The sequence below is a fragment of the Bacillus sp. FSL H8-0547 genome, from assembly GCA_038002745.1.
Classification (GTDB): Bacteria; Bacillota; Bacilli; order Bacillales; family Bacillaceae; genus Bacillus_P.
The window spans coordinates 3028720-3045282 of the sequence record JBBODD010000001.1; the positions used below are offsets into that span (position 1 = coordinate 3028720).

Annotated in this window: 17 protein-coding genes; 15 read left to right on the forward strand and 2 right to left on the reverse strand. The window is 46.2% G+C overall.

The genetic code is table 11. From position 1 onward, the window contains the following. Positions 1-4: 4 nt before the first annotated feature. From nadA to yajC, 10 genes are all read left to right on the forward strand, one after another. Positions 5-1114, forward strand: coding sequence for a quinolinate synthase NadA (gene nadA / locus MHB63_14905; GenBank protein MEK3807809.1), 1110 nt, complete (start codon positions 5-7; stop codon positions 1112-1114). Between the two features lie 183 nt (positions 1115-1297). After that, positions 1298-2893, forward strand: a complete 1596-nt coding sequence (gene safA / locus MHB63_14910) for a SafA/ExsA family spore coat assembly protein (GenBank protein MEK3807810.1) — start codon at positions 1298-1300, stop codon at positions 2891-2893. Between the two features lie 204 nt (positions 2894-3097). After that, a complete protein-coding gene (locus MHB63_14915) occupies positions 3098-3829 on the forward strand; it encodes a YhcN/YlaJ family sporulation lipoprotein (GenBank protein ID MEK3807811.1) in 732 nt (243 codons plus the stop codon). 293 nt (positions 3830-4122) lie between these two features. Then, positions 4123-4794: a hypothetical protein gene (locus MHB63_14920; protein ID MEK3807812.1), complete on the forward strand. Its 672-nt coding sequence runs from the start codon at positions 4123-4125 to the stop codon at positions 4792-4794. A gap of 76 nt (positions 4795-4870) precedes the next feature. Then, entirely contained in the window at positions 4871-5419 is a 549-nt protein-coding gene (locus MHB63_14925) for an intercompartmental signaling factor BofC (GenBank protein ID MEK3807813.1), read from the forward strand. Positions 5420-5552: 133 nt separating this feature from the next. After that, entirely contained in the window at positions 5553-6161 is a 609-nt protein-coding gene (gene ruvA, locus MHB63_14930; protein MEK3807814.1) for a Holliday junction branch migration protein RuvA, read from the forward strand. An 11-nt stretch (positions 6162-6172) separates the two neighbouring features. Further along, positions 6173-7174, forward strand: coding sequence for a Holliday junction branch migration DNA helicase RuvB (gene ruvB / locus MHB63_14935; protein MEK3807815.1), 1002 nt, complete (start codon positions 6173-6175; stop codon positions 7172-7174). A gap of 30 nt (positions 7175-7204) precedes the next feature. Further along, the gene (gene queA / locus MHB63_14940; GenBank protein MEK3807816.1) at positions 7205-8233 is read left to right on the forward strand and encodes a tRNA preQ1(34) S-adenosylmethionine ribosyltransferase-isomerase QueA; all 1029 of its coding nucleotides are present in this window, start codon (positions 7205-7207) and stop codon (positions 8231-8233) included. A gap of 27 nt (positions 8234-8260) precedes the next feature. Further along, positions 8261-9406, forward strand: coding sequence for a tRNA guanosine(34) transglycosylase Tgt (gene tgt, locus MHB63_14945; protein MEK3807817.1), 1146 nt, complete (start codon positions 8261-8263; stop codon positions 9404-9406). Positions 9407-9488: 82 nt separating this feature from the next. Next, positions 9489-9773: a preprotein translocase subunit YajC gene (yajC, locus tag MHB63_14950; protein ID MEK3807818.1), complete on the forward strand. Its 285-nt coding sequence runs from the start codon at positions 9489-9491 to the stop codon at positions 9771-9773. Positions 9774-9823: 50 nt separating this feature from the next. On the opposite strand, the gene MHB63_14955 is transcribed toward yajC, so the two are convergent. Beyond that, positions 9824-10171, reverse strand: coding sequence for a TIGR04086 family membrane protein (locus MHB63_14955; protein MEK3807819.1), 348 nt, complete (start codon positions 10169-10171; stop codon positions 9824-9826). 180 nt (positions 10172-10351) lie between these two features. On the opposite strand from MHB63_14955, the gene MHB63_14960 reads away from it, so the two are divergent. After that, positions 10352-11002, forward strand: a complete 651-nt coding sequence (locus tag MHB63_14960) for a DUF421 domain-containing protein (protein ID MEK3807820.1) — start codon at positions 10352-10354, stop codon at positions 11000-11002. Positions 11003-11005: 3 nt separating this feature from the next. Here the strand turns inward: MHB63_14960 and spoVB are convergent, their stop codons facing one another. Further along, entirely contained in the window at positions 11006-12568 is a 1563-nt protein-coding gene (spoVB, locus tag MHB63_14965) for a stage V sporulation protein B (protein MEK3807821.1), read from the reverse strand. 142 nt (positions 12569-12710) lie between these two features. Here spoVB and MHB63_14970 point away from each other — a divergent pair, with 142 nt between their 5' ends. The 4 genes from MHB63_14970 (at position 12711) to MHB63_14985 (ending at position 16380) form a co-directional block, all read left to right on the forward strand. Further along, positions 12711-13007 (forward strand): post-transcriptional regulator, encoded by a 297-nt coding sequence (locus MHB63_14970; protein ID MEK3807822.1) that lies wholly within the window; start codon positions 12711-12713, stop codon positions 13005-13007. A gap of 35 nt (positions 13008-13042) precedes the next feature. After that, positions 13043-15298, forward strand: coding sequence for a protein translocase subunit SecDF (secDF, locus tag MHB63_14975; GenBank protein MEK3807823.1), 2256 nt, complete (start codon positions 13043-13045; stop codon positions 15296-15298). A gap of 112 nt (positions 15299-15410) precedes the next feature. Further along, positions 15411-15845 (forward strand): cell wall hydrolase, encoded by a 435-nt coding sequence (locus tag MHB63_14980; protein MEK3807824.1) that lies wholly within the window; start codon positions 15411-15413, stop codon positions 15843-15845. 190 nt (positions 15846-16035) lie between these two features. Further along, a complete protein-coding gene (locus tag MHB63_14985) occupies positions 16036-16380 on the forward strand; it encodes a lipopolysaccharide assembly LapA domain-containing protein (protein MEK3807825.1) in 345 nt (114 codons plus the stop codon). The last annotated feature ends 183 nt before the right edge of the window (positions 16381-16563 follow it).

Sequence of the window (16563 nt, forward strand, 5' to 3'; positions counted from 1 at the left end):
TGACATGAACGTTTTGGATATGCTTCAATTTGAAACAAATGAAAAAATGCCGCCGCACTATAAAGAGCTAAGTGAAAAAGAAATGATTGAAAGAGTCAGGGCAATTAAAGACAAGTACGGGAAGAAACTGCTGATCCCCGGCCATCATTATCAAAAAGATGAAGTGATCCAGTTTGCAGATATAACGGGTGATTCCCTGCAGCTTGCACAGGCTGCAGCTGCCAACAAAGAAGCCGAATACATTGTTTTTTGCGGCGTGCATTTTATGGCTGAAACAGCCGATATGCTGACAACAGAACATCAGAAGGTCTTTTTGCCGGATATGAGAGCCGGGTGCTCGATGGCCGATATGGCGGATATCAGCCAGACAGAGCAGGCATGGATCAAGCTTCAGGAATTGTTTGGCGACACGATTCTGCCGCTGACATATGTGAATTCAACGGCTGCCATTAAAGCGTTTGTAGGCCGAAATGGCGGTGCAACGGTCACGTCCTCAAATGCGGAAAAAATGCTGAGCTGGGCTTTTGGACAGAAGGAAAGAATTCTCTTTTTGCCTGATCAGCATCTTGGAAGAAACACAGCTTATAACCTTGGCATTCCCCTTGAGAAAATGGCTGTCTGGAACCCTCATACCAATGAACTTGAATGTGACGGCAATCCTGAAGATGTCATTGTGATCCTCTGGAAGGGCCACTGCTCTGTCCACGAAAAATTCACCGTGCAGAACATCGAGCATATCAGAAGCACAAAGCCCGACATGAACATTATTGTTCACCCTGAATGCAGCAGAGAGGTTGTGGCGGCAAGCGATCTTGCAGGCTCTACCAAATACATTATCGATGTCATTGAGGCATCAGAGCCTGGCAGCAAATGGGCAGTCGGAACAGAGATGAACCTTGTTAAAAGGATTATTGATCAGCATCCTGACAAAGAGATTGTCTCGCTGAATCCGTTCATGTGTCCTTGTTTGACAATGAACCGAATTGATCTGCCCCACCTGCTTTGGTCTCTTGAGGGAATTGCAGAAGGAAAACCGGTCAATCAGATTCGCGTTGATGAACATACAGCAAAGGATGCAGTCCTTGCTCTTGAGAGGATGCTTGAGAACGTTTAACCCATAACTGGCAGACACTCGGTCATGTAAGCAGATATGCTTGCACAGGCCTAATGTTTGTCAGTTTTTTCTTTTCCCCTGAACATATATTTGTCTTCACAAGCATAAGTTGTGATGAAGAAGAATGGCATCATTGCCTGCTAATCATATGCGATAAAGTTTCAAGCATAGGAGGGGGAAAGGTTGAAAATCCACATTGTTCAAAAAGGCGATACCCTTTGGAAGATTGCCAAAAAATATGGTGTAGACTTTGAAGAAGTGAAAAAAATGAATTCTCAGCTCAGCAATCCTGATTTAATTATGCCGGGAATGAAAATAAAGGTTCCAACCGGCGGCGTGCCTGTGAAAAACGAAACAAAGCTTAATTTTTCAGGCAAAAAAGAAATGCCTAAGTCCGAACATCCTTTTTCGAAGGAAAAACCTAAGCAGGTAATGGAAGTTTCGGATACAAAGCCAAAAGAAGTTCCTAAGGAAAAACCGTCTGTTCCTTATGTTCCGCCAGTACCGAATATGAAGCAGCCGGCCTATCCGGAGCTTGATATTAACAACTACTACATGCTGAATATGGCGATGATGCCTCAGGCGCCTCAGCCTCAACTGCCGCCTAAGCCGTCAAATGTCATGCCGGAAATGATGAAGCCGGCTGAAAAACCGGCTGAGAAACCTGCCGAAAAAGAAAAACCGAAATATGTGTCGCCGGCAAGCAAAGAGGAGGCTGATAAAGACATGGAAAACAAACCAAGCATGCCTCAGCAAGGGGTAATGGGTGCCTATCAGGGCGGTCCCGGCCAGCAAAGCCCTCAGGGATTCCCTGGCCAACCTCAGGGTCAAGGATTTCCCGGCCAGCAGGGAGTGCCGTTCCAGAATCCGGGCATGGTTGCCGGAGCTATGGATCAGGGGCCAGGGGGAGATGACTGTTATCCAGTATCACCGGTCATGCCTGGACCAGGATTTGGCGGACCGGGTTTTGGGGGACCTGGATTCGGAGGACCTGGATTCGGCGGCGGTCCTGGATTTGGAGGACCTGGTTTCGGCGGCGGTCCTGGATATGGAGGATACCCGCAAATGCAGCCTTACGGCGGAATGCAGGGAATGCCGCAGCAGATGCCGTTTGATGACGATGACGATGATGATGTAATGGGCGCATACAGTCCGCAGCAGCCTGGCTTCGGCGGACCGGGGTTTGGCGGACCAGGATATGGCGGAGCCCCGGGATTTGGAGGCGGACCAGGATTTGGCGGTCCGGGCTTCGGGGGTCCAGGCTTCGGCGGACCGGGCTATGGCTATCCTCCTGGATGTGTACCGGTATCCCCAGTCATGCCTGGACCGGGTTTCGGATATCCTCAGCAGGGAGGATATGGCGGAGGACCTATGCCTGGTCAGGTCATGGGAGCATACGGAGGAGCGCCGAACATGCCTGGTCAGGTCATGGGAGCATACGGCGGAGCGCCAAATATGCCTGGTCAAGTGATGGGGGCATACGGCGGAGGAGCGCCGGAAAACAACCAGCCGCCTCAGGTCAGTCCTGTAATGGATAAAGAGGATTGCGGATGCGGAGGACCTGGTCCGGGGTTTGGAGGGCAGCCAGGTTACGGAATGGGCATGCCGGGACAGTTTGGCGGAATGCCTGGCCAATTTGGTCAAGGACAGTTTGGCGGAATGCCAGGTCAGTTCGGGGGCATGCCGGGCGGTCAGGGTCAATTCGGCGGGATGCCAGGCCAGTTTGGGCAGAGTGATCAGTTCGCCATGCCAAGATTTGACGAAGAAGAAGAAGACTAATGTCGCCTGAAGAGACGGATTTGTTCGTCTCTTTTTTTATGTTTTTTAACTGTTTATGAAATAAAATCATCAGCCGGAACAAGTGAAATTTCCTCTCCATTATTTAAAGAACTTACCTTTAACTAACAGGTTAATCCCCTCCTGAACGAGCAACCTATACAAGAGCGGATTTGCTCGCATCAGAAAAATCAGGGGGTTTTTATATTGAGGCATAAACTTACTGCTTTTGCTGCAATTGCTGTCGCTGCAACAGGTCTCGCTGCTTGTAATAACAATAACGAAGGCGCGCTTGATACACGCTACAATGATAACGCCAGACCGATCGGCTATTATTCAAATGAGCACCGCGGCAATAATGGCAATGTAGACAACGTAGATAATGATGGACCTCTGACTGAAATGATGGAAGGCGATATGAACGATAATTACTTTACAAAAGTAAATGATCGGGATACAGCTTTTCATAATGGAAGAATGGATAATCCCACTGCGCCGCTTTCAAATGAAGACGGCATGCTCGAGAGAGATAATCGTTTCAGCCGAAATGATGAAAATTATCATGGTCAGGTAAAGCAGATCAGCTATTACAATGACAATGAGAAAGCTATGGCTAAAAAAGTTTCTGAACAGGCTGCAGATGTGAAAAACGTTGACGACGTCCGGACCCTTGTAAATGGCGATCAGGTCCTGGTTGCAATTGACACGGACGACAAGAATGACAAAAACGTGAAAAATGCAGTAATGGATGCAGTCAAACCTGCAGCTAAAGGAAAAGACGTACAAGTTGTCACCGATGAAGGAACGTTTACCCGCGTGAGAACGATCAACGACAATATTGAAAATGGAAATGATAAAAAGTCCATTGATGCCGATATCCGCGATTTGTTTGATGATATGGGGAACATGATGAACCAACCGGTTCAGCAAGCCCGATAACGGTTAAAAGAGGTGCCTCAGTGCGCCTCTTTTTAATTTGTCCAATTTTATACCCGCATGATCCGGCCTTTGGTGTAATTTCTTATCCAGCTTTTCTGTGGTGTCCAGCTCCATCAGCCAACTCCTCTGCCAGAACAGATTCGGCAGTAAAGGCAAAAAGCGCCTTTTCTGCCGAATCCTTATCTGACTCCCGGAGCTAAACGGCTGATTCCGCTTTTCTGTGGTGTCCAGCTCCATCAGCCAACTCCTCTGTCAGAACAAAATCCCCAAAAAAGTCAAAGCGGACTTTTTCGGTGATTTCTTATCTGCCTATCGGAGCTAAACGGCTGATTCCGCTTTTCTATGGTGTCCATCTCCATCAGCCAACTCCTCTGTCAGAACAAAATCCCCAAAAAAGTCAAAAGCGGACTTTTTTGGGGATTTCTTATCTGCCTATCGGAGCTAAACGGCTGATTCCGCTTTTCTATGGTGTCCAGCTCCATCAGCCAACTCCTCTGTCAGAACAAAATCCCCAAAAAAGTCAAAAGCGGACTTTTTCGGTGATTTCTTATCTGCCTATCGGAGCTAAACGGCTGATTCCGCTTTTCTATGGTGTCCAGCTCCATCAGCCAGCTCCTCCGCCAGAACAAAATCCCCCAAAAAGTCAAACCCGGACTTTTCGGGTGATTTCTTTTCTGTCTGTCGGAGCTAAACGGCTGATTCCGCTTTTCTATGGTGTCCAGCTCCATCAGCCAGCTCCTCCGCCAGAACAAAATCCCCCAAAAAGTCAAACCCGGACTTTTCGGGTGATTTCTTTTCTGTCTGTCGGAGCTAAACGGCTGATTCCGCTTTTCTATGGTGTCCAGCTCCATCAGCCAGCTCCTCCGCCAGAACAAAATCCCCCAAAAAGTCAAACCCGGACTTTTCGGGTGATTTCTTTTCTGTCTGTCGGAGCTAAACGGCTGATTCCGCTTTTCTATGGTTAATCCTTCTATTTATGGTCAAACTAATAACGAATTAATATTTCTTTACCGGAACGGTAAATGGATTGGGGTGTAAAAAATGATGTCATCTCATCGTTTCCTGTTTACAGCTGCAATAGCGTTCATTGGAATCTTTTTTCTTTCTTTTCCTGCTGTGCATGAACCGTACGATGCAGCCGGCAATGACGATCAGGCCTATGAAGTCAGCGGTCCCCTGACTGTGACAGTGGTTCTTGAAAGGATCTACCTGGACGGGGAAATCAGCGAAGAGGTTAAAACAGAAACCATTCTTGCAATGGAAGATTTCTGGGCTAAGTATGAAGGCTGGCAGCTTGTCGATCAGGATGATAATCAGATCATTTTTCAAAAAGAAGTTGATGATATCTCCCCATTGTTAAAAGCAAACGGGTATTTCGGCCTTTCATCAGAAGGGGTGTTCTCTATTTTCAACGGCAAGCCTGATGATGCTTCGGAGATCATCCATTCCTTCTTTCAGATTGATGTTGGGAAGCTCGAGACCAGGAAACATGACGAGCTGAGACACGGCATTCGCATCCAGTCGAAAGACCATTACTTAAAAGTCATTCAATCATATAAAGCCTACTCGTCGCCTGCAGAGGCGAACTGAAGCTGTCTTATGTGCCCGATCTTTTGAACGGGTGCATTTTTTTGTTTTGTTTAGGCAAAATCCGCTGTTTAATACTACAGGCAGAGAAAAAAAGTATGTTACAATGAGGTACAGTTATAAAGAGGTGAAAAGTTTGATCGAATTTATAAAAGGAACCATTGATCTGGTGACTCCCGAGTATGTAGTGATTGACCGCGGGGGCATTGGCTATCAGGTTCACACTCCTAACCCATTCAGCTACCAGCGCAGCCGTTCCTCGGAAGTGACGATTTATACGTATCAGCATGTCAGAGAAGATATCCTCGCGCTGTACGGTTTTCATACAAGAGAAGAAAAAGCCTTATTCATGAAGCTTTTAAATGTGACAGGCATCGGTCCTAAAGGAGCTCTCGCGATACTTGCTTCCGGGAATCCGTCACAAGTAGTCGGAGCCATTGAGAGTGAGGATGAAAAATTCCTCGTGAAATTTCCCGGCGTAGGCAAAAAGACGGCAAGGCAGATCATCCTTGACTTGAAAGGGAAGCTTGGAGATATTGCAGGCGAACTTGCGCCGGACCTGTTTACCCACGAAGAGCATGCTGCATCAGAAACAGCCTCCAAATCACTGAGTGAAGCACTTGAAGCCCTGAAAGTTCTCGGCTATGCAGAACGGGAAATCAGCAAAGTTGTTCCTGCTCTTATGGAAGAGGAGCTTTCCACAGACCAGTATGTGAAAAAAGCGTTGCAAAAGCTATTAAAGTAAGGTGATCATTTATGGACGAACGTCTTGTTTCCGGCGAAGCGGAGCTTGATGAAGGAGCTCTTGAGCTCTCCCTTAGACCGAGGACTTTATCGCAGTACATTGGGCAGGATAAAGTAAAGGATAATCTTAAGGTTTTTATCGAAGCAGCAAAAATGAGAAGCGAAACACTTGACCACGTGCTTCTTTACGGGCCTCCCGGGCTTGGCAAAACGACCCTTGCCACCATCATTGCAAATGAAATGGGCGTCAATATCAGAACGACTTCAGGACCGGCCATTGAAAGGCCGGGCGACCTTGCCGCCATTCTGACCGCTCTCGAACCCGGTGATGTTTTATTTATTGATGAAATCCACCGCCTTCAGCGTTCCATTGAAGAAGTGCTGTATCCTGCAATGGAAGATTTCTGTCTTGATATTGTCATTGGAAAAGGACCGCAAGCCAGGTCCGTGCGCCTTGATCTGCCTCCGTTTACGCTCATTGGAGCGACAACAAGAGTCGGGCTGCTGACTGCACCCCTCAGGGACCGTTTCGGTGTTTTGAGCCGTCTTGAGTACTACAATGAAGACCAGCTCTCCCTGATTGCCGAGCGGACAGGAGATATTCTTGGCATTGGCCTCGAAAAAGAAGCATCACTCGAACTGGCGCGCCGGTCACGCGGGACTCCGAGGATAGCCAACAGGCTGCTCAGGAGGGTAAGAGACTTTGCGCAGGTTCTCGGAAAACCGGCCATTACAGGCAGCCTCGCAAATGAAGCGCTTGAAAGGCTGCAAGTCGACAGACTTGGCCTTGATCATATCGATCACAAGCTGCTGATGGGCATTATTGAAAAATTTAAAGGCGGACCCGTGGGACTCGACACGATTTCTGCTACAATAGGCGAAGAATCGCACACAATTGAAGATGTATACGAACCATATCTTTTGCAGATTGGTTTTATACAACGGACTCCAAGGGGAAGAATGGTAACAGATGCTGTTTATCATCACTTTCAAATGGAAGTTCCGAAACAATAGAGATTTGCATAACGGAAAAGGTGAAAAATGATGAAAGTAGATTTGTTTGATTTTGATTTGCCTGAAGAATTGATCGCGCAGGTTCCTCTGCTCGAGCGGGACGCGTCAAGACTGATGGTGCTTGATAAAGAATCCGGAACGGTGGAACATGCCCAGTTCAAATCGATTATTGATTATTTTCAGGAAGGCGACTGTCTTGTTTTGAACAACACACGTGTTCTGCCTGCAAGACTCATTGGCGAGAAAAAAGATACAGGCGCAAAAATTGAACTGCTCTTGCTAAAACAGGAACAGGGAGATGTATGGGAAGTTCTTGCAAAACCTGCCAAACGCGTGAAAGTCGGAACTGAAATCGTATTTGGCGACGGCATTTTGCGTGCGGTCTGCACAGGAGAGGCCGATCACGGTGGCAGAATGCTTGAGTTCAAGTACGAAGGTATTTTTTATGAGGCGCTTGACTCTCTCGGTAAAATGCCGCTGCCGCCGTACATTAAAGAACAGCTTGATGATCAGGAACGTTATCAGACGGTATTCTCAAGAGAGGTCGGGTCTGCTGCAGCCCCGACGGCCGGTCTTCATTTTACCGAACAGATTCTTGAAGCTCTGAAAGAAAAAGGAGTCCATCTTGCGTTTATTACACTGCATGTCGGCCTCGGTACATTCCGCCCGGTTAGCGCTGACGTAGTGGAAGAGCACGAAATGCATGCCGAGTTTTATCAGATGAGCGCAGGCACAGCACAGCTGCTTAATCAGGTCAGGGAAAAAGGCGGACGGATTATCTCTGTCGGAACGACGTCGACCCGCACCCTTGAAACAATCGCGTCGGCAAATAACGGTACATTTAAGGAAGACAGCGGCTGGACCAATATCTTCATTTACCCGGGCTATGAATTCAAGGCAATCGACGGCATGGTGACCAATTTCCATTTGCCGAAATCGTCCCTGATTATGCTCGTCAGTGCTCTTGCAACAAGGGAGCACGTCATGCATGCATACGAAACAGCTGTTAAGGAAAAATACCGTTTCTTCAGCTTTGGCGATGCCATGCTGATCATCTAGAAATACTGCCTTGAAGGAGGAAAAAAGGTGTCATATCCACCAATTCGCTATGAATTAATTAAAACGTGCAAGCAGACAGGAGCAAGGCTCGGACGGGTTCATACACCGCACGGGTCATTTGAAACGCCTGTTTTTATGCCGGTGGGAACGCTTGCGACAGTTAAAACAATGTCTCCGGAAGAGCTTGTTCAAATGGGAGCAGGCATTATTTTAAGCAATACGTATCATTTATGGCTTCGTCCCGGAAATGAAATTGTCAAAGAAGCGGGCGGCCTTCATAAATTTATGAACTGGGACCGTGCCATTTTGACGGATTCAGGCGGTTTCCAGGTATTCAGTTTAAGTGAATTCCGAAAGATCGAAGAAGAAGGCGTCCACTTCAGAAACCATCTGAATGGAGACAAGCTTTTCCTGTCTCCGGAAAAAGCGATGCAGATTCAAAATGACCTCGGCTCAGATATTATGATGGCATTTGATGAATGCCCTCCGTTCCCGGCAGAGTATGATTACATGAAAAAATCTGTTGAGCGGACAAGCAGATGGGCAGAGCGCTGTCTGACTGCACATGAACGTCCAAACGATCAGGGTCTATTCGGAATCGTTCAGGGCGGAGAATATGAGGAGCTCAGAAAACAGAGTGCAAGAGATCTGATTTCAATGGATTTCCCTGGTTACGCAGTCGGCGGGCTTTCAGTCGGAGAGCCTAAAGATGTGATGAACCGCGTGCTTGAGTTTACAACACCGCTGCTGCCTTCTGATAAACCGCGTTATTTGATGGGCGTAGGATCTCCTGATTCACTGATTGACGGGGCAGTGAGAGGCATTGATATGTTTGACTGTGTGCTTCCGACACGCATTGCGCGTAACGGAACCCTTATGACAAGCAAAGGCCGCCTGGTCGTCAAAAATGCAGCATTTGCCCGTGATTACGGTCCGATTGACGAGAATTGCGATTGTTATACGTGCCGCAATTACAGCCGCGCCTATATCCGCCATCTCATGAAGTGTGACGAAACATTCGGCATCCGATTAACTTCTTACCATAACCTTCATTTTCTGTTAAACTTAATGGAGCAGGTAAGACAGGCAATCCGCGAAGATCGCCTCGGGGATTTCAGAGATGAATTCTTCGAGCAGTACGGGTTCAATAAACCAAACGCGAAAAACTTCTAATTAGTTCTGCTGCCTGCCCTGCAGGCAGCTTCATAGATACGGTATCTCTTGGCAGCTGCCATATTTGAAAGGGGTGAAAAAAATGGAACTATTGACTACAGTTGGACCGCTGATTCTGATGTTTGCGATTTTTTACTTTTTGCTGATTCGTCCGCAGCAGAAGCAGCAGAAAAAAGTGCGTGAAATGCAGGACAGTCTGTCTAAAGGCGACAAAGTCGTTACAATCGGCGGAATGCATGGCATCGTTGATTCAATCGATGAAGAGAAAGTTGTCATCAAAGCAGGAGACGGATCCCGTCTGACATTTGACCGCCGCGCAATCCGCGACGTTGTTGAACAAAAAGGCATCTCAATGGAAAAAGCCTAATACATACGGCAAAAGCAAAAGAAGCGCCCGCGGGCGCTTCTTTTGTTTTTCTATTTGGATCCTGACAAGTTGACTCCCATCACGCCGCCAAGCATGGCGATGGCAAGAAATCCCCCGTGATACATCGTCTGCTCCATCGTAAACGTCTTGCCGTAGCCCAAAAACTGAAAGAAAAAAATGATCAGCGTGTAAAGGAGTGCTGTTGTGCCTCCAACGAGCCATCCCCGTTCTTTGCCTTTTCCGCCCGCTATAAATCCCCCTATAAAGACAGCCAGAAATGAGAGGCCTAAAATAACCCACTTAATGGAATCCTCTGTTAATGAAGTGAATTTAAGCAGCAGAGAAAATAATAAGCTTACAGCAAGTGCTGCGATTAAAATACTTGATAAGCCATACATGATGGCTTTTCCCCATCTGCGCGTATTAATTCCAATCTCCCCCTCTGTTCCTTAGCTTGTTTTCGCTCGTCTTACTACCATCCTATTCACATGAAGCAAAAATAGAATCGAAATTGTTCTACATGAAAAAGGTTTATCCGTTCAAAATAAACGTATCGATGCAGCAAGGGGGCAAAAAAAATGGAAGTGCATTTCATAATCATCGGACGCACCATTTTTCTGTACATTCTTATTCTGATTATTTTCAGATTGATGGGCAAACGTGAAATCGGGGAACTCAGCTTATTGGATCTTGTGGTCTTTCTGATGATTGCGGAAATGGCAGTCATGGCGATTGAAAATACGAATGATCCCCTGATTCATACGATTATTCCAATGTTTCTGCTTCTTTTGATCCAGATCAGTCTTGCCTACTTTTCACTGAAGAACCAGAAAGTGCGTGCACTGATAGACGGAAAGCCGACCATCATCATTGACAGAGGGAAAATCAATGAGCGTGCAATGAAAACCCAGCGCTACAATTTTGATGACCTCATGACTCAGCTTAGAGAAAAGGATGTAAATGACATAAGCGAAGTTGATTTTGCGATTCTCGAACCTTCAGGCAAACTGTCAGTTATAAAAAAAGAAAATGGCAGTGAGCATCAGGAGCTTCAGCTGCCGCTTATTGTGGACGGATTGATCCAGGAGGAAAATTTGTACCGGATCGGCAAAACGAATTTATGGCTGAGACAGCAGCTGAGAAAGCTCGGGTACTTTGATGTGAAGAATATTTCTCTTTGCACCCACAACAAACAAACTTTTTTTATAGATCTAATTGATGACAAGTAGGCATTATCGCGGCACAAATTTTGAAAGATGACCGCCGATAAACGGAAGTCTGCCGACATCGTCCTTCAATACAAGCCTGAAGGCTGCAAGAAGGATGCAGTATACAGAAAAAGTAAAGCAAACCGAAATCATCAGATTCATGCCCAAACCGAGGGGCAGAACCTTAAAAAAGAAATAGCCTGCAACGCCTGAGAGGATCATCGTTAAAAAGCATTTGAGATATTCACTCACTTTAATGGTCAGGGAAATAACTTTCATCACCGTTGCCAAATGCAGAAGGGTAACAAGCATGATGCCTGCCACAATCGCAAGCGCTGCTCCCATAATACCGAGAGTAGGCCTAGTAGCCAAAAGGAAGATCAGGGCGGTTTTTACTGCCGATCCGACAAAGCTGTTGATCATCGCAGCCTTTGCAAGGTTAAGGGCCTGCAGGACTGCCTGGAGAGGACCCTGAAAGTAATAAAAGATGAAAAACGGAGCCATGACCTGAACAAAAATCGCGGCATGGCTGCTTCCGTACATAGCTGTCATCAGCGGATCTGCATAGATGTACAGAATGACGACGGCAAACCCTCCGGTTACTAAAGAGAGCCTGAAGGCCTGCTGGAGCCTGTGCTGAACAACATGTATTTTCTTTTGCGCCATCGCTTCGCTGATCGCGGGGACTAAAGCCGTTGAGAGAGAATACGTAATAAATGACGGAAGCATCAGAAGGGGCAGGGCATATCCTGTCAGCTCCCCGTACTGCTTAGTTGCCATTGTGGCGGTAAATCCTGCAATGGCAAGGCTCTGAGCCACTACAATCGGCTCGAAAAACCAGGCGATCGAACCGATCATGCGGCTTCCTGTAGTCGGAAGGGCGATGCTCATTAAATTCTGAAAGGTTGTTTTTCCTTCTTTCAGGGAAGTGAAAAATTTGCGGCGTATCCGGAACTTCTTTTTCATTTTAAACATGGAGAACATATACAAGAGGGAGATGAGTTCTCCTGCAACAGCTGATGCCATCGCCCCTGCAGCAGCGTATTCAATTCCGTAAGGCAAAAAGGTTTTTGTGCAGACAGCAATAAGAGAAATTCGCACAACCTGCTCAAGCACTTGTGAAATCGCAGCCGGACGCATATTCTGCTTGCCCTGAAAGTATCCTCTGAGGACGGAAGATACAGCGATGATCGGGACAACCGGCGAGATGGCAAGAAGCGGATAGAGCGTCCTTGGATCTGTCAGGAGCGAGTTTGATAAATACGGGGCAAGCAAAATAATGGCAGGTGTAAATATAAGGCTCAGCGTGCCGGTAACCGCAAGAGATACAATCAGGATTTTTTTAATTTTCCTCTGATTTCCTTCCGCTTCTGCTTCTGCCACAAGCTTTGAGATTGCCACCGGCAGCCCAAACTGAGTTATGGTGATGATCAGCACAAGTGTCGGCATAGCCATCATATAGAGTCCAACGCCTTCTTCTCCGATAAAACGGGCGACTACAATCCGGTTCATAAATCCAAGAACCCTGGTAATCAGGCCGGCGGCTATTAAAATGAGCGTCCCCTGTAAAAATGTTTGCTTTGACATCACGTTCCCCGCCTTCTCAAATAGCATCTAATCATATACAATTAACTATATGCGCTATGATTGGCCAAGCATGACAAGATGTTCGCGCATGGCCGCTGATAAAGTCCCGATCACGCATACATAATGAATGGAGGAGCGTGCCATGACCCAAAAGGATGAAATTGAAAAATACCGCCACCATGTGAAACCGGCGCTTGTCAGCAAAGCAGAAGAGTTTAAGATTCTTGATTACGGCGATGTGACAGAATCAGAGATATGGAATTACCTGAGAAATAAAAAATGGAAAAAGAAGACCGAGCTGATGGTTCACGAAATGGTGGCTGATATTATGGCTGTAAAACCGAATGAATTTATGACGTTTGCAACAATTGAGTCGTTTAAGTCCGGCAGCTGGTTTGACAGTGAAGAAGGCAGACAAATAGGCACGGCAAAAGAATAATACATATTGAACGGTTTTCTTAAGGAGGATGCAACATGGTTAAAAAGGGACGCATCATTGTTTTTTTCTTACTCGTCCTTTGCGTAGGAAGTTTAATCGGTGCTTTTGGGAACAAGGCTACAGGAAATATACTCCTTGGTCTTGACCTGCAGGGTGGGTTTGAGATTCTGTATGACGTTGAGCCTGCCAATGATGGGGATAAAATTGACAGAAATGCGCTCGTCAGCACGGTCAATGCCCTTCAAAAACGAGCGAATGTCCTTGGCGTAAGCGAGCCGAACATTCAAATTGAAGGCGAGAACCGCATCAGGGTGCAGCTTGCGGGAGTAAAGGATCAGAATCAGGCGAGGGAGATTCTTTCCACACAGGCTGAGCTGACGTTCCGCGATGTGAATGACAAGGTCATGATGAACGGATCAGACCTTGTAGAAGGAGCTTCTAAACAGACATTCGACCCGGAAACACAAGAGCCGATTGTTGCTGTAAAGCTGAAAGATGCTGATAAATTTAAAAAGGTAACACAGCAGATCTCTGCCATGGCGCCGCAAAATGAAAATCAGCTGGTCATCTGGCTTGATTATGCTGAAGGTGATTCCTATAAAGAGGAAGTATCAAAAGAGTCACCGAAATTTATTTCAAATCCAAACGTCAATGAAGTGTTTGATACAACAGACGTAACGATTACCGGTCAATTTACTGTGGAAGAAGCTAAAGATCTTGCCAATCTTCTTAATGCAGGATCACTTCCGGTTAAGCTGGTTGAAACCTACTCAACTTCAGTAGGAGCCCAGTTCGGAGAAGAAGCGCTACAGACAACGGTTCTTGCAGGTATTATCGGAATCGGGTTCATTTTCCTTTTCATGCTGTATTTCTATCGTTTACCTGGAGTCATCGCAGTTGTAACCCTTACTACATATCTGTACTTTGTCCTGCAGGTATTCGACTGGATGAATGCCGTCTTAACACTGCCGGGTATTGCTGCATTGATTCTCGGGGTGGGTATGGCCGTTGATGCCAATATCATTACCTATGAACGGATTAAAGAAGAAATCAAGCTTGGAAAGTCAATCAGATCAGCTTACAGAGCTGGCAGCAGAAGGGCGTTTGCGACAATCTTTGATGCAAATATCACCACGATGCTTGCAGGCGGAGTGCTGTTCTTTTTTGGGACAAGTGCCGTCAAAGGATTTGCAACGAGTCTTATTCTCAGTATCTTAATGAGTTTCCTGACGTCCGTTTTCCTGAGCAGACTGCTGCTCGGTTTATTGGTGGAAAGCAGATGGCTTGATAAGAAGCCTGGATACTTCGGCGTAAACAAAAAAGATATTATCGATTTGAGCAAATCAACTGAAGATGTGGATGCGCCGACTAAATTTGATAAAGTGGATTTTGTTAAGCACCGCAAAAAATTCTTTGCAGCTTCCGGAATCCTGCTTGCTGCGGGTCTAGTACTGCTGATTATTTTCAGACTGAACCTTGGCATTGATTTTTCAAGCGGTACCCGCATTGAAATCGGTGCCGATAAGACACTGACAGCTGAAGAAGTTGAGAAAGATCTTGAATCGCTCGATCTTGAAGCAAAAGATATTGTCTTTGCAGGAAACCAGAACCAGACGGCTGTAGCAAGATTTGCCGGCGTGCTGGACAAAGGGGAAATTGCAGATGTTAAAGATTTCTTTAATGAAAAGTACGGCAAAGAACCGAGCATCAGCACGGTTTCGCCTGAAGTAGGAAAAGAACTTGCCAGAAACGCCATGTACGGTGTGCTGATCGCCTCTTTGGGAATTATTATTTATGTCTCCCTGAGGTTTGAATACAAAATGGCCGTGGCTGCTGTTCTTGCACTGCTGTATGATGCCTTCTTTATCATTGCAGTATTCAGCATCACGCGTCTTGAAGTGGATATTACCTTTATCGCCGCTGTTCTGACGATTGTGGGGTATTCAATCAATGATACAATTGTTACGTTTGACCGGATAAGAGAGCTTTATAAGAAAACGAAGGTCAAAACATATGATGACCTGAAGAGTATTGTAAACAGAAGCCTTCAGCAGACGTTTACGCGATCAGTCAATACGGTCCTGACCGTCGTATTCTGCGTCATTGCGCTTATGGTCTTTGGAAGTGAATCCATCCGGAACTTCTCCATCGCGCTTCTGATCGGCTTAATTTCAGGAACCTATTCTTCCTTGTTCATCGCAGCACAGCTGTGGATGATGTGGAAGTGGAAAGAAATCCAAAAGAAAAGCAAAGCGAAAAATGTGCAGGAACAGGAAGAACCGATTGTTTAACTAGAACCGCGGAATCATTTCCGCGGTTTTTGTGTGCTGCTGCCTCTTCAGAAAAGGCCCAAAATAGCATCAAAGCGGCTGGTGTTCATACACTAAATATGGGGTGATATAAATGCCAAGGGTGAAATATACAAGTGCAGACGTTGATTTAGTGGCGAGAATGATGAGAGCAGAAGCAGAGGGGGAAGGAAAGCAGGGAATGCTTTATGTAGGCAATGTCATTGTTAACCGGGCGGTGGCGGATTGTCTCGATTTTAAGGATGTCAGAACGATCAGGCAGGTCATTTACCAGGTTCAGGGCGGTAATTATTCGTTTGAAGCGGTTCAAAAGGGGAATCTCTTTTACAGCAGGGCAAGATCTTCCGAACAGAAGCTTGCCAGAAGAACATTGGAATCCTGGAGAGATCATCCGGCTAAATTTGCCCTCTGGTATTTCAATCCATACGCGCCATGCCCTCCGACATGGTACGGCCAGCCACATTCGGGGCAATTTAAAAAGCATTGTTTTTATGAGCCTAAAGCAGGAACATGTGCGAGTGTATACTAAAAGCTGACAGCAGTCAGTGATGCAGGAGCTGAAAGCTTAAGCAGGCTCCCCCTTTCCCTATGAACACATTCATGCTTTCCATGCTAATGGACATCATAGTAGAATGGGAAAATGATTCTCTTTGCCAGCATGTTTTGCGGACTGAAACATCCGGGTATAAAAGAGAATCGAAAGAAAGGGGGAGTACAGGATGAAAAGACAATGGAGTTTTCTTTTTGCCATCCTATTTGCACTTATTGTTGCTGTTTTTGCTGTCATCAACGTGGATTCGGTTGAAGTGGATTATTTGTTCGGAGAAGCCAGATGGCCTCTGATTCTGATTATTTTAGGCTCTGTTCTGCTTGGCGGCCTGATGATTGCTTCTGCCGGACTAACCAGAATTTTCTCCTTGCAGCGGAGAGTGAAGGCTCTTGAAAAAGAAAATGCCGAGCTGCTGAGTGAAAATGAAAAATTGAAGATGCAAGACGTTCCAGATGAAACGAAAAGCAGTTCTCATGGCGCAAAACAAATTGGCCAGACATCTGATGAGATGTAGAATTGTATGAATAAATGACAGATCAACAGGTTTTCCGCTTTATTTGCGGAGGCCTGTTTTTTCATGCGTAAAAAGAGTGGCCGGAGTGTTTGGATGGAGGACCATGACGAGGCAGAGGAATCAGGTTGTATGAGTCGTACTCTCTCAAACCGAAAAACAGTTTTGTGAGGGTAAGCAAACGTG